Origin of the sequence: Nocardiopsis rhodophaea (genome assembly GCF_039530945.1) — a bacterium.
In the GTDB taxonomy this organism is placed as follows: domain Bacteria; phylum Actinomycetota; class Actinomycetes; order Streptosporangiales; family Streptosporangiaceae; genus Nocardiopsis_C; species Nocardiopsis_C rhodophaea.
Genome location: NZ_BAAAPC010000014.1, coordinates 43,617 through 67,361 on the forward strand (window position 1 = coordinate 43,617; position 23,745 = coordinate 67,361).

The window sequence follows — 23,745 nt, forward strand, 5'->3', positions numbered from 1 at the left end:
GCGATGACGGAGACCCTGAACGAGCCGGACCAGGCCGCCCCGGTCTCGGAGCAGCACCTACCGCGCCCCGGCCGGGACCGCTGGCAGCCGCTGCGCATCGGCCTGGTCGACATGTTCTATTACGAAACAGAGGAGTTCTGGTTCCGCGACGGCCGGCTGCTGCTGCGCGGCAACAACGGCACCGGAAAGTCCAAGGTCCTCGCGCTGTCCCTGCCGTTCCTGCTCGACGGCGACCTGTCGGCGCGCCGCGTGGAGCCGGACGGCGACCCCAAGAAGCGCATGGAGTGGAACCTGCTGCTTGGCGGGGAGCACCCGCACCCCGAGCGGCTCGGCTACACGTGGATCGAGTTCGGCCGTCTCACCGAGACCGGCACGCCGGAGTTCCGCACCCTCGGTTGCGGCCTCAAGGCGGTGAGCGGCCGGGGCATCGCGCGCAGCTGGTTCTTCGTCACCCGCCAGCGCGTCGACATGGCGGACCCATCGGGGTTCCGGCTGGTCAACTCCGCCCGCACCGCGCTGACCCGCGACCGCCTCATCGAAGTACTCGGCGAGGAGGGCCGCCTCTACGACACCGCCCGCGACTACCGCCGAGCGGTCGACGAGGAGCTTTTCGGCCTGGGCGAGGAACGCTACAAGGCCCTGGTCGACCTGCTCATCCAGCTCCGCCAGCCGCAGCTGTCCAAGCGGCCCGACGAGGCGGCGCTGTCCCGCGCGCTCACCGAGGCGCTGCCGCCGATGGACCAGGCGGTCGTGGCCGACGCCGCCGACGCGTTCCGCAGCCTCGACGAGGAACGCGACGAGCTGGAGTCTATGGCCGACGCCGAACGGGCCGCCGCGCGCTTCCTCACCCACTACCGCTCCTACGCGCAGGTGGCCGCCTACCGTCGCGCCCGCGCTCCCCGGGAGCGCAACTCCGACTACGAGGGGCTCCGGGAGGACCTGCGCGCCGCCGAGAAACGACGCGAGGACGCGCAGCGCGCCGTCGAGGCCGCCAACGCCGAGCTCGCCGAGCAGCGCGAGCGAAGCGTCCGGCTCGACGCGGAAAAGGAGGCCCTGCGCGCCGGACCCGAAGCGCGCAGCGCCCGCGAACTGGACCAGGCCGCCGAGACCGCACGGCGCGCAGAAGAGCGCACGGTGTCGGCGGCCCGGGACGCGCAGCGGGCCGCGGGTGAGCTCACCCGCGTCGAACAGGGTGTGAGCACGGCGCAGACGCGCGCCGCCACTGCCGCCACCGCGCTTGACGGCGCACTGCGCGCGGCTGGCGAACGGGCGCAGTCCGCCGGCATCGGGGACGACCACGGCACCGGGGTCGAAGCACGCGTCCGCGCCCTCCTGCCGGCCGATGCCGAACGCCCCTCCGAGGACGGAACCGACACTGCCCCGTCGCCGACGGGGCTGGACGCGATCCGGCGAGCCGCGGAGTCGCTCGCCGACCGCCGCGACCGCTCCGTGCGTCACGTCGAGGAGCTCCTCGACGCGCACCGAGAGGCGGAGCGTGCCCGAGGCGCGGCAGAGGAGCGGTTGACCGAAACCGAGGAACAGCTCGCGGAGCACGAGGAGCAGGTCTCCGCTGCCGACGAGGCACTGGAGCACGCCTCCGCCGGACTTGTCGCGAGTGTGCGGGAGCACCTGGCCTTCTGCGCCGAACTACGTCCGGACGACGCCGAAGGCCTCCTCGACCTCCTCCAGGAATGGACCGACCGGCTGGATGGGCCGAACCCGGCGCGCGCCGCGGCCGAAGACGCGGCCCACCAGGTCGAGAGCGTCCTCGCTGACACGGCCGCGCGGCTGCGCGTCGAGCGCACAAGTCTCGCCTCCTCCCGCGACGCACTGCGCGCCGAACTCAATCGGCTCCGTGAGGGCGGACAGTCCGCCCCACCCCTCCCGCACACGCGCGATCCCGCCGCTCGCGACCACCGTCCCGGGGCGCCGCTGTGGAAACTGGTCGACTTCAACGACGACATCTCCGAGCCGGGGCGCGCCGGATTGGAGGCCGCGCTGGAAGCGTCGGGGCTCCTTGACGCCTGGGTGACGCCGGACGGAACGGTCGAGCACGCCGACACCCACGATGTCCTCGTCGCGCCGGACGCCCCGGTGAACGGGACGTCGCTGAGCGTGCTTCTGCACCCGGCCATCGACCCGGGCGACCCCCGGGCGTCGGCCGTAGGGCAGGCGACCGTCGCGCGGGTGCTGGCCGCCGTGGGTGCGGTCGGCACCGCGGCTGGATCGGATGGCACCAGGCCAGGTGACGATGTCCCGACCTGGGTGGCCACCACCGGGGCCTTCCGCGTCGGCGTGCTGCGCGGGCGGTGGGCCAAGGACCGCGCCGAATACCTGGGAGAAGGCGCGCGCGAAGCGGCCCGCCGGGCACGCATCGCCCAGGTCGAGGCCGAGCTCGATGCCCTCGGCGCGCAGATCGCCGACGCGGACACGGAACTGGGCCGGCTCGCCGAACGCACCCGTGTCCTCAAGCGTGAGCTCGCGGACTTCCCCCGCGACGAGGACCTGCGCGCCGCACACGCCCGCCTCACCGAGGCCCGTCGGCAGTTCGCCCGGATGCGCACGCGCCGGGACGAGCTGGCGGCCGCGGCGGCGCGGTGCGCACAGGAGGCGAGCCAGGCGCTGGACCGGCTCCATCGGGAGGCCGACGACCTCCGCCTGCCCACGGAGGCCGAAGCGCTGGGCCGCCTGCGCGCGGCGCTGGTCGACTACCGGATCGCGCTGGCGGAGCTCTGGCCCTCGGTGCGCGAGCGCCGCGAGGCCTTGGCCGACGCGGAGCAGCGTCGCGCCGACGCCGAACGGTATCGGGACCACGCCCACGAACTGGCCGAGCGGGCCGCGATCGCGGGTGAGGAGGAGGCCGCGGCCAAGGAGCACCACGAGACCCTGCGCGCCACCGTCGGGGCCGCCGTGGCCGAACTCCAGCGGCGATTGGAGGAGAACGACGCCCAGCGGCGGGAGTGTCGGCATCTGCAGGACGAGGCACAGCAGAGCCACAGCGCGGCGATCGAGGCGCGCGGACGCGCGGAGGGCCGCATCGACCAGCTGCGGACCGACATCGACGCTGCTGCGGCGGCCCGCACCGAGGCGATCAGCGCCCTGCGCCGATTTACCGCCACCGGGCTGCTCGGCGTCGCCCTCCCCGACCTGGAGACACCCCCGGTGGACGAGGAGTGGGCGGCGCGACCGGCCGTCGAGCTGGCCCGCGCGATCGACGGACGCCTGGCCGGGACAGACGACTCGGACAAGTCCTGGGAGCGGGTGCAGAAGCGGCTGTCGGAGGAGTTGAACACCCTGCGCGACACCCTCTCCGAACGCGGCCACCAGGCCATCGCTCAGTCACTGGAGGACGGCATGGTCGTGCGGGTGGTCTTCCAGGGGCGGGAGCGCGAGGTGCCCGAGCTCGCCGACGCGCTCGCCCGGGAGGTGGAGGAGCGCAAGCGGATCCTCTCCGCCCGCGAACGCGAGATCCTGGAGAACCACCTCATCACCGAGGTCGCCGGGACGCTGCAAGAGCTCATCGTCGCGGCGGAGCGGCAGGTCGCCACCATGAACGCGGAGCTCAACGACCGCCCGACCAGCACCGGCATGCTGCTTCGGCTCGTGTGGCGCCCGTCGAAGAAGAACGCCCCGCCGGGGCTGGAGGCCGCCACCGCGCGGCTGCGCCAGGACCGGGAGGCGTGGGCGCCGGAGGACCGCGAAGCCATGGGGGAGTTCCTGCAGGCCCAAATCGACCGGGTCCGCTCCGGTGACCAGAGCGGCGGCACCTGGCTGGAACACCTCACGGCGGCGCTCGACTACCGGTCGTGGCACGAGTTCGGCGTGGAGCGCCACCAGCACGGGCGGTGGCACGCCGCGACCGGACCGGCTTCCGGCGGCGAGCGGGTGCTCTCGATGTCCGTCCCGCTGTTCGCTGCGGCGTCCTCCCACTACGCCAGCGCGGGAAACCCGCACGCGCCCCGGCTGATCACCCTCGACGAGGCGTTCGCCGGGGTGGACGACGATGCCCGCGCCAAGTGCCTGGGGCTGCTCGCCTCCTTCGACCTCGATGTGGTCATGACCAGTGAGCGGGAGTGGGGGTGCTACCCGGAGGTTCCGGGACTGTCCATCGCCCAGCTGTCGCGGGTGGACGACATCGCGGCAGTGCTCGTCACGCGGTGGGAGTGGGACGGTCGGCGCCGGACGCGCGCCGAGGACCCGGAATCGTCACTCGACGCTGTAGTGGGCGGGGCCAAGGGAGCTCCCGCGCCCAGCAGTCCCGATGACAGCCAAGCGGTGCTGTGGCCATGACGCGGTCGACCCCCGGTAACGGTCCCCCGGCCGCTGACATCGACCACGCACGACTCGACCGGCTGCTGGGCCACCCCGACCTGCGCTGGCTGGTGGACCGTGTTCGCCTCCGCCTGGAGCGAGGAGAAGAGCCCGCCGGCGTCGTCACGCTCACCTCGGCCACCCCCGACCAGCGCGCCGCCGCCCAGCGGCTGCTGGGCCGACAGCAGAAGCCGGGCCGCTCGCTGCGCGTCTCCCTCGACGCGGTGGACGAGGTCCTGCGGCGGTCCCGGATCAGCCCGGACGGGTTGGTGGCGGCGGTCGAAGCCCTGACCGGTCCGATCGAGGTGCGCTCCGAAGCCGAAGAAGCCGAGGAACGAGCATGGCAGCAGGCGTTCACCCCATTGGCCAAAGCCTGCGAGCCGCGCCCCGAACTGGCCTCGTGGTACCAGGAGTCGCGCTCCTCGGGCCTGGTCCGCCGCCTGCTCGGCGACGCTCAGGCGGCCGCCCCTGACCTGGCCGTCCTCGCCGAGGTCGTCACCGCGCTCCCCGCCGAGGGCGTCGGCCTGGGCACCTTCGCCGCCCGGGTCTGCGGCGACGCCCACGCCCTCGACGACGGCCGCCCCCTGGCCACCCTCGCCCTGGGAGCCGCCCGCGCGCTGACGGGAACACCAGCGGGAAGCGGCGCCGAATGGCGGCGCGAGGCATGGGCCGCGGTCGGCCTGCTGAAGGACGACCTGTCGACCACCGCCCTGACCCTTGGCTTCCCCGGCGACACAGCCACCTCCACTGGCCGCGCCCTGGCCGCCCTGCACGAGGCAGGCCAGCCAGCGGTACTCACCCTCCGCCAACTCGCGAACGACCCGATCCGGCCTCTGCCCAGTGGGACCCTCGTCCACATCTGCGAAAACCCGGCCGTAGTCGCCGCGGTGGCCGACCACCTCGGCTCGTCCTGCCCACCCCTCGTCTGCACCCAAGGCCAACCCAGCGCCGCGGCCGTTGCACTCCTCCGCCTCCTCGCGGACAACGGAGCCGACCTCCGCTACCACGGCGACTTCGACTGGGGCGGCATCCGCATCGCCAACACCCTGCTCCGCCGTGTCCCTTGGCGCCCGTGGCGCTTCTCCGCGGCCGACTACCAGGTAGCTGCCACCGCGAACCACGGCAGCCCATTGACCGGCACGCCCACACAGGCCGACTGGGACCCCGAGCTGGCCACTGCCCTCCACGAGACCGGCGTCCGTATCGAGGAAGAGACCGTTCTCGACCGCCTGCTCAACGACCTGAGCGCGTTGCGCCGCTAAACGCCCATCGTCCTCCCCGCGCCTTGGGCACAAACGACAGATCCGTCTGTGGGGCCTGTGCTGCGAGATGGGTGTCTGGCCGCTCCGGCGGGCACCCGCTGCCGGTCGGGGCCCCGCTTGGGCGGTGCGCTGAGACCAGGCCGCCACCTCCGACCCCGCCACTTGGCGGGAGTGGGAGCGCCACTCGGCGGGGATGGGATCCTCCCCGCGGACGATGAATCGTAGGCGTGGATTCGAAAGGATGATCGAGTTGCGTCGTCCGGGGCGCGGCGTGCCTCGACCGGAGTCCCATAGGACCGCTGCCCCCGATTTTTCAGCACGCGACCGATCTTCTTTCCGGTGAAGCCTACCGAGCAAGGAACTGCGTGCCAGTCTCTCGAATCCCCCCATGTCCGCATGTCCACCGTTGCCACCGCGAGCCTCGTCGCCCTGGGCCTCGCCACCGCTCCGGCGGCGGTCGCCAACGCCACGGCGGATCCCCGCCCGATTTTCAAGGGCACCTGGAACCTGGAGAGCTGGCGGCCCAACGTCGGACTGGCGAAGACCATGGCCAAGAAGTGCAACCCGTACGCGGAGATCACCTGTGAGCAGTCTGGAGACGGCGATGAATGACAGACCATCGGGAAGCGCTCCCAAGGCGCTGCTGAGTGCCGCTCTCGGCCTCGTCGGCGTGGCGCTGTTTGCGGTGGCCCTGGTGTACGCCTACTCCGCGGGCGTCGCGGCGGACGAGAGCGACGGCGATAACACCATCACCGCTTTGGAAGCCATCGGCTTCCTCGGCGGCGTCGGCGTGGGGCTGGCCCTCATCTGCGTATCCATCGTCGTCCTGCTGCGCACGCGCTCGAAGCGTAGCTGAACGATCGGGAGCCCGGTCCCGCCAGCTGGGGTCGGCGCGGTCGAGGTGGATGGTCGGGTCGTCCGAGAGGCAGCCGACTTACTAGTCCTTGCCGCGGATGGAGTAGCGGATGATCGAACCGAGGAACTCCAGGAAGCGCTCCTCCGGGTCTCCAAATGGGTTGTCGTGGACCATGTAGGTCCAGGTGGAGGTCGGCCGGTTCAGGCCCGCCGCGTCGGTGTCCAGGCCGTCGGCGATGATCTTGGCCTTGTCGAATGTCGCGGCGGCGCGTTCGCGGACGTCGTCGAAGAACGGTCGGAACTGCGCGACGGCTTCGCGGTGGAAGGCGTTCAAGGGGCTCTCGCGTCCGAGTGCGCGCAGATGGATGCCCTCGCGCATGGCACTGAGGTAGTCGAGGTGTTCCGACCAGCGCTGATCGAGGTGGAACAGGAAGATCACCCGCGATGCCTTGTCCAGGACCACCTCCCCGACCTCGTCCACGAGGCTCGAGAAGCGCTCCGCGCGCAGCTCGGCGAGCTGGTTCGCCGCAGCCGGGCCGAGCATGATCTCGTCGCGGTGGGCGAGGACCTCGTCCCGCTGGATCTGTAGGAGCTGGTTGTAGCGCCACGTCGTGCGATGGATGTCCAGGTGCGCGCCCTCGGCCACCCGCTGAGCGTGCTCGGCGGTGAACTTCGTGCGGCGGTCGTCCAGTCGGCCGTTGGCGGCACTGCGCGGCGGGCGCCGCAGGTCCGGGACGTTGCGCGTGATCAGCTCGTCGTCGAGGCTGAGGAAGAACACCGAGCTCCCGGGGTCCCCCTGACGGCCCGCCCTGCCCCGGAGCTGATCGTCAAGGCGGCGTGTGTAGTAGCGGCTCGACCCGACCACGTGCAGGCCGCCCACTCCCGCTACCCGGTCATGGTCGGCTCCGTCGGCTCCGCCAAGTCGGATGTCCGTGCCCCGACCCGCCATCTGGGTGGAGACCGTGACAGCGCCGAACGTTCCGGCCTCGGCGATGATGCGCGCTTCCTCCGCGTCGTTCTTTGCGTTGAGCACGGTCGGGCGTATCCCCTCCCTACGGAGCAGGGCGGCCAGGCGCTCCGACTCGGCGATGTCCATCGTGCCGATCAGAACGGGACGGCCGCTCGCGTGGACCTCGGCCACGTGCTCGACGAGTGCTTCTTCCTTGTCGGTGGTGGTGGCGTAAACGCGGTCGGGCTGGTCATCGCGTATGCAGGGCCGGTTGGTCGGCACCTTGCCGACCTCCAGTCGGTAGAACTCGCGCAGCTGCTCGCACGCGGCCATCGCCGTCCCCGACATCCCACAGACCCGCTCGTAGCGCCCGACGAGGGCCTGGATCAGCATCCAGTCAAGGACCTCGGCCCCGCCAGTCGAGGCGACCCGCTCTTTGGCCTCGACGGCAGCGTGGAGGCCGTCGGGCCAGCGCTGGCGCAGCGCCACCCGCCCCCGTGACGCACTGACCAGCTGGACAGCCCCGTCACGGACGATGTAGTCGACGTCGGGGCGGAGTAGGGCGTGGGCGTAGAGGGCGACGTTGACGCGGGACAGGGTGTCGGCGTGGGCGTCCGTGTACAAGTCGAGGTCGCCCAGCTCCTCCTCTACGCGCTCCAGGCCTGCGTCGGTCAGGTTCACCACCACGCCGTCCTCGCCGACCTCGTAGTGCAGGTCGGGGGTGAGGCCAGCGACGATACGGGCGATCAGGGTGTCGCCGTCGTCCTCCTCGCCAGCGGCACCGGCCAGGACCAGCGGTACGCGGGCCTCGTCGACGAGCACGGCATCGGCTTCGTCGACGATGGCCACGTCGGGCCGCGGCTGGACGATCTGCGCCGTGTCCTCGCGCAGCCGGTCACGCAGTACGTCGAAGCCGAACTCGCTCACCGATCCGTAGACGACGTCGCGCGAGTAGGCATCGCGGCGCTCGGACCATGAGGAGTCCTGGGCAACCCAGGAGACCGAGACCCCCAGGATCTCGAAAACCGGACGCATCCATTCGGCGTCGCGCCGGGCGAGGTAGTCGTTGACCGACATCACGTGTACGCGGTGGCCGCGCAGCGCGTATCCGGCCGCGGTCATCGCCCCGACGAGGGTTTTGCCCTCGCCGGTGGCCATCTCCACGACGTGCCCGGAGAGCATCCCCAGGGCACCGAGGAGCTGCACATCAAATGCCCGCTCGCCGAGCGCGCGCCGGGCCGCTTCGCGTCCCAGGGCGCATAGTTCCGTAGGGTCGGGATCGGTCCCGTCGAGCGAGGCCGCACGGATCACCTCGGCACGGCGCCGGAGCTCGTCGTCGCGCAACTCCCGCATCCGCGGTTCGAGACCACTCGCGGCCTTGACGACGTGCTGGAACCGGCCCATGTCGACGTGACCAGGCCGGTCCAATAGCCGCATCACGCGCTCGTGTAGGTCGAAAAAGGCCACCACATCCTCCACCAGCAGAAAGCAGGACGACTGGGTGAAACCCAGGCGGGAGGAACTCGGCTCCTCATGCTAGAGGGACGCTCCTGGCCCTTTCAGTTGGGGATCGCGAACTACCGCACGGTCGCTTATCCCCAACTGAAAGGGCCAGGAGCGTCTTGCTGCTGACAGCCCTTTGCACCTCCCAGACTTTGGGCGGGGGTGCAGGCCCGGCCTTGTAGGCCGTGTCCTGCGGGAACGGGTGCCCGGCCCCCTCCACCGGGCCCCCGCTGTGTGCCGCGTCCCGGTAGGCCCCTCTCCTTCCAGGACGCGGCGTTCCTCATTGGTTTATGCGGGGAAGCGGAGAGCCCACCGCTGGGGTGCCATCTGGTCTCTCGCTCCAACAGTGTCCGGAAGCGTCCATGTGCCTTCCGGTATGGCCGTCAGGCCGGATGCACATGAGTGGCTGCCGTGGCGCGAGCCCCAGCCGCTGACGGGGGTGCACGTCTGCAGGGAGACTCTGCTCGCAGGCGTCGCCGAGCCAGTCGGTGGCCCGGGCGAGGATCGCGAGCGAGGTGTCACGGGCAGCGGAGAACCAATAGGAGCGGTCCTGCGTCGCCTCGACAATCCGGTCAGCGAGTTCCCGCAGGCAGCGGGCCTCATCAGGGGTGAGCTCGAGCACGGGGCGCACCCCCTGATGCGCGGCTTCGTACAGCGGGATCCGCGTCGGGGCTGCGACTGGGGGAGCGGTTACAGTTCATGACGTGACCTCGTTTCGTCAGAGTTCGGGGTTGCTGTTGCTCTGTCGGGTGTGGGCGCACCCGGCAGAGCCCTCGATGTCATGCCGCAGCTGCGGCCATCCGAGATCCGCGCGGCCGAGGGCGCCGCGAGAAGAGTTCTCTTACGTCCCTCTTGGCGTCTTCGATAAGCAAGTGGGCGACACTCGCGGGGCTGTCTACGGGAATCGGGTTCCGGTCGCCAGCGATGAACCACCACCTGTCCAGGAGCCGCATGGCCACGATTGCCACGCGCGTGCCGTCAGGTCGGGGGGCGTAGAGCACGGGGTAGTCGGTGTTGCCGAGCGCAACGAGTGCGGGTCTTCCCAAGCAGTGGATCTCAGCCTGGAGCTGAGAGAGAAGTGAGCTGCGGATCTGGCCGAGGGATGTCGGTACGGACATCGATGCCTCCTGAAGTCCGTCTTTGGGACAAGACGAACCAGCTAGTGGAGAGGGTGTTGAACTTCCCGACACCTTCTAAGCTAGATGCAGGGCAGGCAATTTGCAAGGCCTGTAAAAAACAAGGCATGCAATCTACAGAGATGTCTATTTTGTGTGCGGTGAGAAGATGTCTCAAGCCAGCAGCACTGAAGGCGAAGGCAAGGCAGAGAAGGAGACGGCGGTGGCCCAGGGCTCTCCGGTGCGTCGGCACTATCTCGTAAGCCAGCTCAAGCGGCTTCGTTCTCAGGCGAAGCTGTCTCAGGAGCAGGTCGCTAAGGAGATGGGCTGGGACATCAGCAAGATGTACCGGATCGAGAACGGGAGATTCGTGCGGCTCAGCACTGAGGCCGTAGCCGCGCTCTGCCGTCTCTACGGTGCTAGCGAAGGCCTACGCGAGGAGCTCGTCGAGATCGCCAAGGCGGCCCGTAAGCAGAAGCCATGGTGGTTCCAGTACGAAGACGTCGCGGGGAATGCCTTCTACGGCCTTGAGAACGAGGCCTCCAAGATCCATGAGTACGCTGTGGGGCTACTCCCGGGCCTGCTTCAGCACCCCGACTACATCGCTGCGATGATGTCACGTGGTCTTGTCGACGACCCCCAGGAACGACAGCGGCGGACCGATGCGCGGATCGAACGGCGCATCAACGTCTTAGATCGAGAAAACCCACCCACGTGTGGTCGGTCATCGATGAATCAGCCCTGCGATGCGCTGTCGGTGGACCGAGAGTCATGCAGGCACAGCTGAACCACCTCGTCGAAATGAGCGAACGCCCCAACCTAGATCTTCAGGTCCTGCCATTGGCCCGAGGTATGTCCATGCCTTACGGGATCACCCTCCTCCACCTCGGAGCATCCGATCGGGTCGGCTTCATCGATGTTCCTCCGAACGGACACTTCTTCGAGGGGGCGGACGAACTCGCCCACCATGAGCGGACGTTTGAATACTTTCAAGCTGCCGCTCTTCCGGTGAAAGAATCCCGCGACTACATCCATCAACTCGCGACTGACCTGGAAAAGCACTGATGTTGACGAGATATCTCACAGAGGCTGTCTCCCCAGCAGCCCGTGAGTGGCACACATCCACCTACACCCAGGAAAAGGGAACCTGCGTGGAAGTCACAGAAGGGCCTGTCACGGGTCTGCGCGACAGCATGAATCGCCATCTTGGTGCTCTCTTCTTCGCTTCCGCGGAGTGGCACTCCTTTATCGCCGGAGTCAAGAACGACGAGCTATGATCTGATTCGGTGGGTGCGGGAGCCAATCTTTGGTTTCCGATCTCTGGAAGTCACCCCCCATTAGCCAGGAGTTTCCTATGCACTCATTCGACGTGCGTGCTCTTGACGGAGTGCGGCTTGACGCGTCCATGCACACAGCAGATACAAGCAGGGCACGAGGGACAGTCGTCCAGGCGCACGGCATCACTGTTGACAAAGACGAGGGAGGGATGTTCGTCCGGTTGGCGGAACGGCTTGCCAAGGCTGGATTCACTGTCATCCGATTTTCATTCCGTGGGCACGGCAAGAGCGACGGCGCTCCAGAAGGGGTGACGATCGCCGGAGAGATGCTGGATCTCCAAGCCGTCGTAAAGCATGCAATGGAAGTGGCCCCTGGGCCGCTTGCTGTGATCGCTGCCAGTTTCGGGGCCGTGCCGACCGCACTGCTGCTCCCGACCTTAGAGATGCAGCTCCACCGCCTGGTCCTCTGGAATCCCGTGCTCGACCTCGACCACACCTTCCTCCACCCTGAGCTCCCTTGGGGAACAAAGAACTTCGGACCAGGGCCACAGCGCCAGCTGCACGAGCAGGGCCGTCTGCTGATCGATGACGAGTTCCCGATCGGACAGGTGCTGTGGCAAGAACTCGCTCGCTACGACCCATTGAAGGAATTTAGCCGCTCCCAGGTCCCTGCCCTGGTTATCCACGGTGACCACGACAGCTACGTCTCCTACGACATCGCCCGGGCAGCCGCTGAAGAGCGGAACCACACCGAATTTCGAACGATCGAAGGATCCGATCATGGCTTTGATTCCCGCGACCGCGAGGACGAGGCCATCGGCCACACATTGACGTGGCTAACTGCGGGCGATGCCGCGTGAGTGGGGCACACCTATATGGCCCGGTGGATGTTGCTGATAACGCCCTGATCGGAGAGCACTGCACGCTGGGCTGTCCCAAAGAAGCGCGGCTGCGCGATTATCAGAGCGGAGGCGTCCCCTCTGCCCCCGGGGCACGGGTGCGCATTGGGAACGGATGCATCCTGATGAACCAGGTCATCCTCTATGAAGGCGTGTCACTCGGCGATGACTGCTTGGTCGAAGACCGTGTGCGTATCGGTTACGACACTGTTGTAGGTGCCCGGAGTCGTCTCGTTTACGGTGCTTATGTGTGTGACCGCGTCACGATCGGTCCTGAGTCCCGCGTGGCTGGGTTCGTGTGCGACGCCACCTTCATCGGTGAGCGCTGCACCGTCATGGGTGACCTCGTGCATGAGTACACCCGCCCTCACCAGGGATGGTGGGAAGTTGACGAGCCCGCACCGACCATCGTCGACGATAGCGTCGTGGGTTACGGGGCGCACGTCATTGGTGGGGTGACGATCGGCCCACGTAGCTACGTCGCTGCTGGCGCGACCGTCACCCGTGACGTTCCGCCAGAGAGTGTCGTGGTGGGCGTCAACAACCATACACCAGTCCGTGACTGGCCCGGCGAACGGCTGAGCGGACTCATCTCTCAATGGACGACTGCGCGGCGTAGATGAGTGATCAGAGATCACGAAACGTTTTCGACGAACGGAGAGTCCTCGGTGTCGCTGCCTGCTAGATCCTTCGGTAACTGGGTCACGAGGGGCGGGGAGAAGGCAAAGGCGTTCAGACATCGTGGAAAGCGGCGTCGTACATCAGGACGAGGATGATCAATGTAGAGGGCCGGAAGGAACTCGTCCACAGGCAAAATGGAATCGCCAAGGCGCGCCTTCAAGACCTTCTTGAGCCCTGAGCGGGTCAGTAGGTAGCCGAAGGTGCAGTGACTGTAGCCGGGCCGGACGAAGCCCTGGATGGGTGCAGGTGTATCGGCCGTGAGCGGATAGCGGCCGAGATAGACGAGGTCGACCTCCTCATTCAGGCATCCCAGCCGTTGGAGACCGGACAATAGGCTGTCCAGGAAGCACGGTGCGAGTTCAGCATCATCTTCCAAGACCATCGTGAATGGTTCTTGCCGTGTGTCGGCGTGCTGCCAGCAGGAAAGGTGAGCCAGCGAGCAGCCGATCTCGCCGTACTTCAGCGGGCGATTCCACCAGGGGTTGTCGGAGTCGATCCGCCATTCGAAGAGCCTGTAGCCCAACGCCTCGATGTCCGATCGCTTCAGCGAGACGCCGTCAAATGGGCCTTGCCAGTATGAGGTCAGTAGAGGGGGCAGGTCCAATGGGAGCTGCCTCAGTATGCGCTGACGTCGGTCGGGGCGACGCTTGAGGTTGATGACATATGTGCCAACGTCGGCCGGGGCGACAGACGGACACTTGTGCTCGTTGTCGGTCATCGTCTGCTACCTCGGTAGCGCTCGGTGTTGTCGGTAAGCACAGTGAAGGGGGCGTTGCCTGCTCTGGACATCAGCAGTAGCGGCCCAGAGTCTCCCAGGACAGCGGTGTCGGTTATACCTCCGAGCCGCCGTGTCTCACAAACCAGAACGAAGTCGTCCTCACCAATTCGTTCCTGGGCATAGCTGACGTTGGGCACTCCTCGGCGGCTGTCAAGGCAGAGCTTGGCTGCCCCTAACACGCCCAGTGTCAGGCAACCGCCCAGCAGGTACACGGTGGTGCCTTGAGCCAAGGCGAGCCGAGTCAGAATTGCAACGTCCTCCAGCAGGCTACGGTCGGGGCTCCAAACGGGACCCAGAGACAGGCCGTTCAGCGCGGGCACGATCAGAGGGTCGTCCTCACCCAGCTCATGAGGCTCAAAGTAATAAGGCAGCTGCGGCAGGAACTCTCGGTATTTGGAGTTCCACGGAGGCCCACCAATCACGATCAGGGTGTCGGCGTTGGCGTCGTGATACTCCGAGGGGGCAAAGTCACGAACCGTTGCCTGGGGGCAGATCTGCGCAATCCTGGTCTTGACGTAGATGAGTGTATCCAGGTCAGCGAATTTCGCGTACCTGAGGTAGTTTCGATCGGCCGGCGACGCGAAATAAGGCCGTTCTTCTTCCGGAATCTCCGAGCAGACGATGTCGAGGCGTGTTGCAGGTGATACGTTCCAAAACCTTGCCAGCAGTTCCGCCTCGCCACCCACCAGGCTTCCCTGCTCCCCGCACCCGTATCGAGCTGGAGACGGACTGCTCTCAGCGGGCGGACTAAGCAAGTGCAGGGCGAGAGCTTCGAAGGCCTTATCCGAACGTCGCCGAACGGTCTTGGACGCGCATCCGAGATCTGCAGCTAGGGATTCCTGGCGCTCAGTCAAGGTGCGACAGGAATGTGCTGGCGATAGGCCGAGGTCGACCTGAACGTAGAGGCGCTGCTGGACATCCAGCGTATCTACTGCATGACGGAAGCGGCGTACAAGATCGACGATCTGTTCGGCGGGTTCCACCGCTCCGGCGTCACGATCGAGCAGGTACGTGCGGAGTGCTGGGTCGAGCTCCATGACTATCGGTGGCAGAGCTAGCCCGTTTCCCCGCCTCAATTTCTTCAACTGATGAGCGACGAAATCAATGGGCAGCCTGTGGGGGTTGGACAACACTTGTCCAGTATATGTCCACCGCCGCTTTTGGTGTCCAGGGATTGGGTGGCATATGGGCTAGTCGCTGATTCCACCGGGGGCGATCATGTGTGCTCCAGCAGCTTCGACTCCCTCTCACCTTCTGGTCCGTGTATGCAAGACATCTCCGATTCCTATTCTCAACTTGAAGGATTTTCAGTGAGAACCAACGGCGACGACATTCCCACCTACGTTTCCCCTGATACCACGCTCAGAGCCAAGATCCTGGACGCATGTGGAATGACCTGTACGTTCTGCCACAACGAGGGAACACCCGTACTCACCGACAACCGAAGACGTACCAGAGGTGGGTTCATCTCAGCGGGCGCCTCGGGACGCGTATCCATCTACGCGGCGACGAACGGTGCGCGCTTCCTTCCCGCCCCTATGAAGCCTGACCAGGCATTCGTCGACGCTCTCGCACGCCTGCGTGACAGTCTTGAGCTCAACGAGCTCCATCTGACCGGCGGCGAACCCACCCTCCACCCCCGCCTACCCGAGATCATCGGGGCTGCCCGCGACGTCGGTTACAACGTCTGCATGACCTCCAACGGCGAAAATGGAGCGCGCCAGATCACCGCGTGCGCGGGCGCTGGCCTCACTCGGGTGAACTTCTCGATCTTCGGCACCACCGCAGCCGAGCTCGCGCAAGTCCAGCACGCGCGCTTCCGCGACGTCGGCCGTGCCAAAGCCAAGATCACCGCTCTTCGCGAATCTATAGCCGCCTGTGTGGACAACGGCATCAAGGCGAGCGCGAACATCGTCGTCGTGGACAAGAGCCATGTCGAGCGAGTCCACCGACTCCTCGACACCTACACACCCGAGTTATCGGTTCGGCTCCTCAACTCCCTCGATCACGGACAAGCGTCCCTGGATGCCATCGATCAGGTACTAGCCAACCGTGGTGCCACCCCCGAAGCCCGATACCTCACGGCGGGCGCCTCAGGAGCACGTACCGCCTACCGTCTTGACGACGGCCGACGGGTCTACGTCAAATGGATCCGGCCCGTACGACTTCCCACCACGTGTGCCTCGTGCCGATTCAACAACGACACCGACTGCCAGGAAGGGTTCTACGGACTGCGCCTGTACTACTCCCAAGAGCAGGAATACCTCATCGGCGTGTGTCTGCAACGCATGGACCTGTGCCTGAGAGCTGGCGACTTCCTTAGGCACCCACTAGCTCACGAAGTCCGCAGACTCCGCGAGGCGGACTATGACAGGCTGATACGTGTCTCTAGCCCTGACGCGATCTCGTAACGACCGAAGGTTTATGACAACGGTGAGCCAGACCGCCATCGAATACGAAGCCAAGATCCTCGACATCGACCCCCAGCAAGTGGCAGCCCGGATCCTTGACCAGGGCGGAGTCAAGGTGGGTGAGGCCCTGCAGCGACGCTATGTCTACGACATCGAAGTCGGTGACGCCTCTCGCTGGATTCGCCTGCGCGACACAGGTTCCCAAACCACGCTGACCATCAAGGAGATCAACTCCGACGAGATCGGCGGCACCGTGGAGACCGAAGTCATCGTCTCCGACTTCGAGACCACCAACCTCCTCCTAGCCAAGCTCGGCTACCAGCCCAAGGCCTACCAGGAGAACCACCGCCGCAGCTTCGCCCTAGATGGGGCACAACTGGAGATCGACTCCTGGCCGCTCATCCCGCCTTACCTCGAAATCGAGGGTGCGGACCGCGATGAGGTGATCCGTATCGCTGTTCAATTGGGCTACAACGAAGAGCAACTGACAGGCGAGAACACCACCAAGGTCTACTCCCGTTACGGCATCGACCTGGCCACCATTACAGACCTTCGCTTCCGCACCGAAGTAGCGGACCTGTCCGGTATCCGCGAACATTGAGGCATTTTCCTCCTGAACTCGCAGGTCACGCTTTGGCGACGGCTGCTTGATACACCCCACGACACGAAGAAGTCCTTGGCAGATGGTCCGTCAACAACGATCGGCCACCGCACATGGGACTCCGATGCTGTGCTACCGCGTCGCGCTGCCGTTGTCACGCCGGACTCTGAACTACACCGCTGGCCTCATCCGGATCCACCGCAGTCGCATCATGTCGCCTTGGCGGGCTCTGACCCCGGCTCACCAGGCCCTGCTCGTCCTGGTCTACCTGAGGAAAAGCGCGCCCACCACCCTGGCGCTCGGCTTCGGAGACGCCACGACCACCGCCTGGCGGTACGTGTGCAAGGCAGCCGCCCTGCCCGACGCGCTGCGGTGGCCCCGGCGAGCGGACCAGCGCCGTGCTGAAGAACTGGCATGTCCTGCGGAATCTCCGCTGCTGCCCGCTACGCGCCGGGCAGGTCGCCCCAGCGGTTCTTGTGCTTCAGGTCCGCGAGACCGGATGAAAAAGCGTCAGTAGACGCTTGCCATTCCGTTCGTTCTCATCCCACTGTTCTGAGACTCAGCGCACACCAACCAGGGCGGATGGCAATACGTCGAACATGAACGGGTGTCACACGCCGTCTCTATGCTTCTTTCGAGGTGAAACCCAAGTAAAGGGAGAAGCAGTGCAACTGGAGGACCTCAAGGCCGGGGTTCGAGTCGGTGGCATCGTACCTGGCGAGTCGGTCGCGGTGATCGCTGCGGCTTGGCACGGCACCGACGCGGTGGAGCTGACCTACAAGCGGCGGGACGGTGCACTCGCACAGCAGCTGCTGTATCGCTCGGACGAGGCAGCACTATCCCTGGTAGCTGGCTCGGGGAGACCGTTCGACGCCGACGCACGCGATTTCAAGCTCGTCTCGGAGGCCCAGCGCATCAGGCTCGCCGGGCTGTTCGATCCGATGCTCGCGGTCGCGACCAGCGACGTACAACCGCTGCCGCACCAGATCCGCGCGGTCTACGGCGAGCTGCTACCTCGCACCCCCTTGAGGTTTCTGCTGGCCGACGATCCGGGGGCCGGCAAGACCATCATGGCGGGTCTATACATCAAGGAGCTGATGCTCCGCGACGATGTGCACCGCTGTCTGGTGGTGGCGCCTGGCGGGCTGGTGGAGCAGTGGCAGGATGAGCTGCGCTTCAAGTTCGGACTGCGCTTTGAAATCCTCACCTCGCAATTGGTCGACGCCGACGTCGACGCCTCGGTGTTCGATCACCACCCGTTGCTGATTGCCAGGATGGACCAGCTCGCCCGCAATCGAAACCTGCTGGACCAGCTGCGGGACGGCGAGTGGGACCTGGTCGTTGTAGACGAGGCTCACCGTATGGGTGCGCACTACTTTGGCGGCAAGCTCGAGAAGACTAAGCGCTTCCAACTGGGAGAGCTGCTCGGTGAGCGCACCCGCCACCTCTTGCTGATGACCGCTACCCCGCACTCAGGTAAAGAGGAGGACTTCCAGCTATTCCTCACCCTGCTGGACCGGGACCGTTTTGCTGGGCGGTTCAGGCATGGCGTACACAGCGCCGACACCGATGGCGTCATGCGGCGCATGGTCAAAGAGGAGCTGTGCACCTTCGACGGCAAGCCCCTCTTTCCCGAACGGATCGCGCAGACCGTCCCCTACGAGCTCACATCGCTGGAAAGCCGTCTCTACGAACAGGTCACCTCCTACGTGCGCCAGGGCATGAACCGCGCCGATCACCTGGATGGCAAACGCCGGACCACCGTGGGCTTCGCCCTCACCGTCTTGCAGCGCCGACTGGCTTCCAGCCCCCAAGCGATCTACCGCTCGTTGCGCCGTCGCGCAGATCGGTTGGAGCGCCGCCTGAACGACGTGCTGGTCGGCCGCTCGGTTGCCGATCCCGAGCCAGAGCTGGATCTAGATGCCCTGGACAACCCTGAAGAGCACAATGCCGCCGAGATCGAGCAGGCCGAGGAGGAGCTCCTGGACTCCGCTACCGCGGCGCAGACGGCGAACGAGCTGCGCACTGAGCTTGGGGAGCTGGCGGACCTGATCGCCTTGGCCAAGCAGGTGCGCGACAGTGGCACCGACCGCAAGTGGGCCGAGCTACGCACCATCCTGGAGGACAACGCGCTGGCCCACCACTCTGACGGCGCCCCGCGCAAGCTCATTATCTTCACCGAGCACCGGGACACATTGGACTATCTCAGCACCCGGATCCGTACCCTGCTGGGCAGGCCTAACGCGGTGCAAGCCATTCATGGCGGTGTGCGCCGTGCCGAGCGGCGGCGTATCACCACCGAGTTCACTAACAACACCGCCTGCCATGTACTACTGGCCACCGACGCCGCTGGCGAAGGCCTGAACCTGCAGGCCGCACACCTGATGGTGAATTACGACCTGCCATGGAACCCGAACCGCATCGAGCAGCGCTTTGGCCGGATCCACCGCATCGGACAGACCGAGGTGTGCAGGCTGTGGAACTTGGTGGCCGCCAACACTCGAGAGGGCGCGGTGTTCACCCGGCTGCTGGACAAGGTTGAAGAGCAGCGCGCCGCTTACGGTGGCAAGGTCTTCGATGTGCTGGGGGCGGCGTTCGAGGAGACCCCGCTGCGCGGATTGCTGGTGGAGGCGATCCGCTACGGCGAGCGTCCTGAGGTCCGCGCGAAGATGAACCGTGTGATCGATGACAGGGTCGCTGAAGGGCTCAAGGATCTTCTGGAGGAGCAAGCACTCGCCCATGACACTCTGGCCGAGGCCGACCTGGAGGCGCTGCGTCGCCAGATGGACGAGGCTCGCACGCGCCGTCTGCAACCCCACTACATCGAATGGGCCTTCCGCCACGCCTTCGACCGGCTGGGCGGGCGGATGGCGCGGCGGGAGAAGGGCCGCTACGAGATTAGTAACGTCCCTGTCCCCGTGCGGCATGCCGCACGCAACCGGTCGGTGTCCACTAAGTACCACCGCGTCACCTTCGACATTGAGCGCACCGAATTTGACGGCGGTGCCCGCGCCGACCTGCTGGCCCCCGGCCATCCGCTTCACGACGCGGTGGCCGATCTGACCATTGAGCAGTTGTCCGACGCGCTAGAGCGGGGCACTGTGCTGGTGTCGCCGAAGGTTGACCGTCCAGCACTCCTCGTGGGGGTCTTGGAGGAGGTGGCCGACGCTACCGGTGCCTGTGTGGCGCGTCGTCTCGGCTACGCCTATGTGGGTGATGACGGGACCGTTACTCCCGCCGGTCCCGCCCCTTACCTGGATTGCCTGCCAGCACCTGATGTGGAGGCCGTGCAGCAGGCCCGCGCACTGCCGTGGCTGGGCGACGCGGAAGAGAAGGCCACGAGCTGGATGGTTGAGCATCGGCTCCCGGACTACCTGGAGGAAGTGCGGCAGCGGCGGGCCCGAGAGATCCAGCGCACCCGCGAGCAGGTGGTACAACGGCTCACTCAGGAGATCAATCGTCTGGACAGCGAGGCTGCCGCTGCGAAGGTAGAGGAGACGGCCGGTAAGAAGCCCAAGGAGTCGTCCGAGGGCCTGGAGCGTAAAGCCGCCGAGCTGGCTGCGCGCCTTGTGCGGCGAGGGGAGCAGTTGGACCGACAGGAGCAGATGTCCACCAAGCCACCGCAGCTGGTGACTTCGGCTCTGGTCATCCCGGTGAGCATGGTCGAGCCGGATCTCCCAGCCGATGCGCCTGTGCACGCGGTGGAAACCAAGGAGGTGGAGCGTCGTGGCGTGACTGCCGTGTTGGCGCGGGAGCGCGCGCTCGGACGTACCCCGGTGGAACAGGCCTTCAACAACCCCGGCTACGACGTGCTGTCGGACGCCCCCGGTGGAGACCCTATCCGTATCGAGGTGAAGGCGCGCCTGGCCGGAGCGGGGCACTTCTTCGTCACCCACAACGAGGTGATCGTCAGCAAGAACGCCGCGCCGCGGTACCGGCTGGCGCTGGTGCGGGTTGATCCTCGTGGTTCGGAACACGACGAGGTGCGGTACCTGGCTGACCCGTTCAACGCAGTGGAGCTAGGTGGGCGGGAAATCACTGGCATCCGCGCGGACTGGGCTCGCTACTGGGACAAGGGGAGGGCACCCTTCTGACGAGGCGCCTAGTATTGGTGGGTTGTGATAGCAGGATTCCGACCTGCGATGACTCGGGAGCGTGACCGATCATCACCGCGTGCTATGGGTCGGATCCGTTACGGTATGTGAGGATAGCGGATTAGTCCCGTCTTGCTTGGGGCCAATCCGCAGGGGGGATCGGAATCCGGTGTACTGGGCGGGAAGGGCAAGTTCTTCGGTGGGCAAACCGAAACTGATCGAGGTGGCGCTGCCGCTTGAGGCGATCAACAAGGAATCAGCGCGGGAGAAGTCGATTCGTCACGGTCATCCCTCCACCCTGCATCTCTGGTGGGCGCGCCGCCCGCTGGCCGCAGCACGGGCAGTGCTCTTTGCGCAGCTTGTAGATGATCCCTCGGCGCATCCCGATAAATTTCCTACCGAGGAACTGCAGCGCAAGGAGCGTGACCGGCTGCATGGCATTATCGAGCGGCTGGTCAAATGGAAGAACGTGCGCGACGAGAAGCTGCTGGCCGAGGCGCGTGAGGAGATCATGTCCTCCACCGGTGGCAATCCGCCTCCCATCCTTGACCCCTTCGCTGGCGGCGGCACTATCCCCTTGGAAGCCCAGCGGCTTGGCCTGGAGGCGCACGCCTCCGACCTCAACCCGGTGGCAGTGCTGATCAACAAGGCGTTGATCGAGATCCCGCCGAAGTTCCGCGACCAGCCGCCGGTCTCCCCCGGCCTGGCCGAGTCCCAGATTCGCGAGTGGAAAGGTGCCGAAGGGCTGGCCGCCGATGTGCGCGCCTATGGCGAGTGGATGCGCGACGAGGCGGAGAAGCGCATCGGGCACCTGTACCCGAAAGCCACGCTGCCGGACGGGTCCGAGGCGATGGTGATCGCCTGGATCTGGGCACGCACCGTGACCTGCCCGAATCCGGCCTGCGGTATCGAGATGCCCCTGGTGAGGTCGTGGTGGCTGGGGAAGAAGAAGGGGAAAGAAGCTTACGTCGTACCGACAGTTGTGCCGGACACATCGCACCCGAGTGGAAAGCGAGTGAAGTTCGAGATCGGGCATGACACGGCGGGGGCACCGACCAATAACCAAGACGGGACGATGTCGGGGCGCCATGGTGCTGTTTGCGTCGCCTGTGATGGCGTGGTGAGTAAAGACACCATTAAGGCCGAGGGCATTGCGGGCAGGATGGGCGCCGTCCTCATGTCCATCGTGGCCGAAGGGCGCCGTCGTAGGAACTACCTTCCTCCGACGCCAGAGCATGAGGAGGAAGCGAGGACGCAGAGGCCGGAAAACGTCCCGGACCAAGAACTTGGCTATGATCCCCGTAATCTCTGGACACCACTATACGGATTGACACGGTTCTCTGGCCTGTTCACCAATCGCCAGCTTCTCGTGCTGACCACTTTGAGCGACCTCGTGGCGGAGGTTCGAGATCGAGTGCTTGAGGACGGCGGAACTCCTGCCTATGGGGACGCTGTCGCTACATATCTTGGATTTGCTGTCAGTCGTCTTTCGGACTATGGCTCAAGTATCTCGACGTGGATGCCGGACCCTAAGAACGAGGGGGTGCGGAACACTTTTGCGCGACAGGCCATTCCAATGGTGTGGGACTTCGCAGAAGTTAATCCTTTCTCTGAATCATCCGGAAATTTTTCCTTCATGGTGAGAGGGGTTGTCCGAGTTCTAGACGCGCTCGAACCAGTTGGGAGTGCAAGCGCCCACCAGGCGGATGCAGCCTCAAAGATAGGCGGGAAAGAGGGGTTGATCAGCACCGACCCTCCCTATTATGACAACATTGGATATTCCGACCTGTCGGACTACTTCTACATCTGGCTAAGACGCGCTCTTCGCAGCGTTTACCCTGATTTGCTGGCGACGATGCTCGTTCCAAAGTCAGAAGAGCTTGTTGCTAATCCCTACCGTCACGGCGGAAAGGATGGGGCTAAGGAGTTCTTCGAGGGTGGATTTCGTTCGTTTTTTGCCAAAGCGCGGAAGTCTGCCCGATCTGACTTCCCTATCACCGTCTATTACGCCTTTAAACAATCGGAATCCGACGACGGTGGTGAGGTGTCCACAGGTTGGGAAACTCTGCTGGACGGAATGATTCAGTCGGGTTGGGAGATTACCTCCACATGGCCGAACCGTAGCGAGCGCAGCGGCCGGATGATTTCTGTGGGCGCCAATGCCCTGGCCTCGGCGATCGTTCTTTCCCTCCGCCCCCGCCCTGAAACAGCCCCCATCACTGACAGGCGGGGCTTCATCGGCGCGTTGGAGGATGAGCTTCCGGACGCGCTGCGGAAACTGCGGCAGGGTCGGATTTCCCCTGTGGACCTGCCCCAGGCCGCTATTGGTCCTGGGATGGCGGTGTTTAGCCGGTACGCAAAGGTCATCGAGCCTGACGGTAAAAATATGACCGTACGCAGCGCACTGGCGCGTATCAACGAAATCCTGGACCAAGTGGTCAGCGAGCAGGAGGGCGACTTCGACGCTGGTACTCGGTTCGCGCTGGCGTGGTATCGCCAGCACGGCTATGAGGCTGGCAAGTTCGGCGACGCCGACAACCTGGCCCGGGCCCGCAACACGAGTGTGGCCGTCATGGACCGGGAGGGCATACTCATCAGCCGCGCTGGCAAGGTGCAGCTGATTCATCCCGCTGACCTTCCTGCGGACTACAACGTGCTCAGCGACCGGCACGTGGGGACATGGGAGGTGCTGCACCACCTCATCCGGATCCTGGAATCTGACGGCGTCACCCCCGCCGGGGTGTTCCTGAGCGCCGCGCAGTCGCGGGACGACGCCGCCGACCCTGACCTCATCACGGAACTCGGCCACCTGTTGTTTCGCATTGCTGAGGACACCAAGCGGCCTAAGGATGCCCTCGCCTTTAACACACTGGTCACCAGCTGGCCGGAGATCTTGGAGGCCGCACGCTCGGAGCCCAAGGAGCCGACTGCCGTCCAGAGCGCGATCGACTTCAGCGAGGAGACCGACGAGGAGACCTGATAGCGCCCCCTGCCACAAACCCCTGAGTC

At 65.7% G+C, this 23,745-nt stretch carries 15 protein-coding genes and 1 pseudogene; 13 read left to right on the forward strand and 3 right to left on the reverse strand.

The features are described 5' to 3' along the window. Window positions 1-3: 3 nt before the first annotated feature. The 4 genes from ABD259_RS16340 to ABD259_RS16355 all read left to right on the forward strand — a co-directional run bounded on the left by ABD259_RS16340 (window position 4) and on the right by ABD259_RS16355 (window position 6,429). On the forward strand, window positions 4-4,290 hold the full coding sequence (locus ABD259_RS16340; protein WP_344163573.1) for a TIGR02680 family protein: 4,287 nt from the start codon (window positions 4-6) through the stop codon (window positions 4,288-4,290). Beyond that, window positions 4,287-5,573, forward strand: a complete 1,287-nt coding sequence (locus ABD259_RS16345) for a TIGR02679 family protein (protein WP_344163576.1) — start codon at window positions 4,287-4,289, stop codon at window positions 5,571-5,573. Before ABD259_RS16340 ends, ABD259_RS16345 begins: the two co-directional genes overlap by 4 nt. 396 nt (window positions 5,574-5,969) lie before the next feature. Next, a complete protein-coding gene (locus tag ABD259_RS16350) occupies window positions 5,970-6,185 on the forward strand; it encodes a DUF2599 domain-containing protein (protein ID WP_344163578.1) in 216 nt (71 codons plus the stop codon). Then, entirely contained in the window at window positions 6,178-6,429 is a 252-nt protein-coding gene (locus tag ABD259_RS16355) for a hypothetical protein (RefSeq protein ID WP_344103468.1), read from the forward strand. The genes ABD259_RS16350 and ABD259_RS16355 overlap by 8 nt, the downstream gene beginning before the upstream one ends. An 81-nt stretch (window positions 6,430-6,510) precedes the next feature. Here ABD259_RS16355 and secA2 read toward each other — a convergent pair whose 3' ends face one another. After that, the gene (gene secA2 / locus ABD259_RS16360; protein ID WP_425573538.1) at window positions 6,511-8,814 is read right to left on the reverse strand and encodes an accessory Sec system translocase SecA2; all 2,304 of its coding nucleotides are present in this window, start codon (window positions 8,812-8,814) and stop codon (window positions 6,511-6,513) included. Between the two features lie 1,350 nt (window positions 8,815-10,164). Between secA2 and ABD259_RS16365 the strand changes: the two genes are divergently transcribed. The 5 genes and pseudogenes from ABD259_RS16365 (at window position 10,165) to ABD259_RS16385 (ending at window position 12,794) form a co-directional block, all read left to right on the forward strand. Further along, window positions 10,165-10,782 carry a Scr1 family TA system antitoxin-like transcriptional regulator gene (locus ABD259_RS16365; RefSeq protein ID WP_344163584.1) on the forward strand — a complete coding sequence of 206 codons (618 nt, stop codon included), beginning with the start codon at window positions 10,165-10,167 and terminating at the stop codon, window positions 10,780-10,782. Next, window positions 10,701-11,060, forward strand: a pseudogene (locus ABD259_RS16370) (DUF5753 domain-containing protein); the annotation flags it as partial. The gene ABD259_RS16365 and the pseudogene ABD259_RS16370, both read left to right, overlap by 82 nt. Then, window positions 11,060-11,272 (forward strand): DUF397 domain-containing protein, encoded by a 213-nt coding sequence (locus ABD259_RS16375; protein ID WP_344163587.1) that lies wholly within the window; start codon window positions 11,060-11,062, stop codon window positions 11,270-11,272. The pseudogene ABD259_RS16370 and the gene ABD259_RS16375, both read left to right, overlap by 1 nt. Before the next feature lie 128 nt (window positions 11,273-11,400). Continuing rightward, the gene (locus ABD259_RS16380; protein ID WP_344163843.1) at window positions 11,401-12,132 is read left to right on the forward strand and encodes an alpha/beta hydrolase; all 732 of its coding nucleotides are present in this window, start codon (window positions 11,401-11,403) and stop codon (window positions 12,130-12,132) included. 23 nt (window positions 12,133-12,155) lie between these two features. After that, window positions 12,156-12,794, forward strand: coding sequence for an acyltransferase (locus ABD259_RS16385; RefSeq protein ID WP_344163590.1), 639 nt, complete (start codon window positions 12,156-12,158; stop codon window positions 12,792-12,794). Between the two features lie 11 nt (window positions 12,795-12,805). Here ABD259_RS16385 and ABD259_RS16390 read toward each other — a convergent pair whose 3' ends face one another. Both ABD259_RS16390 and ABD259_RS16395 read right to left on the reverse strand, forming a co-directional pair. Continuing rightward, complete coding sequence (locus tag ABD259_RS16390) at window positions 12,806-13,570, reverse strand: glycosyltransferase family 25 protein (protein ID WP_344163593.1); 765 nt, start codon at window positions 13,568-13,570, stop codon at window positions 12,806-12,808. Beyond that, window positions 13,567-14,763, reverse strand: coding sequence for a hypothetical protein (locus ABD259_RS16395; RefSeq protein WP_344163595.1), 1,197 nt, complete (start codon window positions 14,761-14,763; stop codon window positions 13,567-13,569). Before ABD259_RS16395 ends, ABD259_RS16390 begins: the two co-directional genes overlap by 4 nt. 132 nt (window positions 14,764-14,895) lie before the next feature. On the opposite strand from ABD259_RS16395, the gene ABD259_RS16400 reads away from it, so the two are divergent. From ABD259_RS16400 to ABD259_RS16420, 4 genes are all read left to right on the forward strand, one after another. Then, a complete protein-coding gene (locus tag ABD259_RS16400; protein WP_344163598.1) occupies window positions 14,896-16,041 on the forward strand; it encodes a radical SAM protein in 1,146 nt (381 codons plus the stop codon). A gap of 22 nt (window positions 16,042-16,063) precedes the next feature. Then, window positions 16,064-16,642 (forward strand): class IV adenylate cyclase, encoded by a 579-nt coding sequence (locus ABD259_RS16405; protein ID WP_344163601.1) that lies wholly within the window; start codon window positions 16,064-16,066, stop codon window positions 16,640-16,642. Window positions 16,643-17,307: 665 nt separating this feature from the next. Next, complete coding sequence (locus ABD259_RS16415) at window positions 17,308-20,736, forward strand: helicase-related protein (RefSeq protein WP_344163604.1); 3,429 nt, start codon at window positions 17,308-17,310, stop codon at window positions 20,734-20,736. Window positions 20,737-20,935: 199 nt separating this feature from the next. Then, window positions 20,936-23,716: a DUF1156 domain-containing protein gene (locus tag ABD259_RS16420; protein WP_344163606.1), complete on the forward strand. Its 2,781-nt coding sequence runs from the start codon at window positions 20,936-20,938 to the stop codon at window positions 23,714-23,716. Window positions 23,717-23,745: the final 29 nt, after the last annotated feature.

Bases quoted from the DNA above. Each gene is read 5' to 3' on its own strand.
- ABD259_RS16340 (WP_344163573.1), top strand. From the start codon at position 4: ATGACGGAGACCCTGAACGAGCCGGACCAGGCCGCCCCGGTCTCGGAG.
- ABD259_RS16345 (WP_344163576.1), top strand. From the start codon at position 4,287: ATGACGCGGTCGACCCCCGGTAACGGTCCCCCGGCCGCTGACATCGAC.
- ABD259_RS16350 (WP_344163578.1), top strand. From the start codon at position 5,970: ATGTCCACCGTTGCCACCGCGAGCCTCGTCGCCCTGGGCCTCGCCACC.
- ABD259_RS16355 (WP_344103468.1), top strand. From the start codon at position 6,178: ATGAATGACAGACCATCGGGAAGCGCTCCCAAGGCGCTGCTGAGTGCC.
- secA2 (WP_425573538.1), bottom strand. From the start codon at position 8,814: ATGCGGCTATTGGACCGGCCTGGTCACGTCGACATGGGCCGGTTCCAG.
- ABD259_RS16365 (WP_344163584.1), top strand. From the start codon at position 10,165: ATGTCTCAAGCCAGCAGCACTGAAGGCGAAGGCAAGGCAGAGAAGGAG.
- ABD259_RS16375 (WP_344163587.1), top strand. From the start codon at position 11,060: ATGTTGACGAGATATCTCACAGAGGCTGTCTCCCCAGCAGCCCGTGAG.
- ABD259_RS16380 (WP_344163843.1), top strand. From the start codon at position 11,401: ATGCACACAGCAGATACAAGCAGGGCACGAGGGACAGTCGTCCAGGCG.
- ABD259_RS16390 (WP_344163593.1), bottom strand. From the start codon at position 13,570: ATGACCGACAACGAGCACAAGTGTCCGTCTGTCGCCCCGGCCGACGTT.
- ABD259_RS16400 (WP_344163598.1), top strand. From the start codon at position 14,896: ATGCAAGACATCTCCGATTCCTATTCTCAACTTGAAGGATTTTCAGTG.